Below are 527 nucleotides of genomic sequence, written 5' to 3' on the forward strand. Positions count from 1 at the left end.
CGACCTGCGTCGACTGCGACAAGACGCTGCCGTCCGCTGCCGGCCGCTGGCTGCGCACCTCGCGGAAGCCGCGCGGGCCGCGGCCGTCGTGTGCTGCCTTGAAGCCGCGGTAGCCGAACTCTTCGGACACCGTGCCGCTGCCGACACCACTGTCGCGGTCGACGGTCGCGACCACGTAGCCGGGCTGCACCGCATCGAACAGCGGATAGTCGCGACCACGTAGCCGGGCTGCACCGCATCGAACAGCGGATACACCGCGGCGTTGGCCGCATCCCCGCGATCGCTCGCATACCGGTCGCCGAGCCCACCGCGGGCCGGACTGCCCAGCGACACCCAGCTGAGTGTCGTCTTCAGGCCCTCCGGCGAGGTCAAGCTGGTCAACAGATCAGGCGGCAGCGAGGTGCCCGCCTTCACGTAGAGCTGGTTCGCCGTCGCATCCCCCGGTGTCGGCGAGGCACGCAGCCGCAGGATCTCCACATCGCCTTTGCCGGTGAAGTCCCCGGTCACGAACGCAGCCGAGCTGTCGC

1 protein-coding gene is annotated in these 527 nt (G+C 70.2%); it reads right to left on the reverse strand.

Translation table 11 applies throughout. The features are described 5' to 3' along the window. Window positions 1–190 (reverse strand): hypothetical protein (locus tag AC1D01_RS38230; RefSeq protein ID WP_477875238.1); only part of this gene is annotated, 190 nt, incomplete at its 3' end. Window positions 191–527 lie beyond the last annotated feature (337 nt).

This window comes from Rhizobacter sp. P3_B12 (assembly GCF_056402895.1).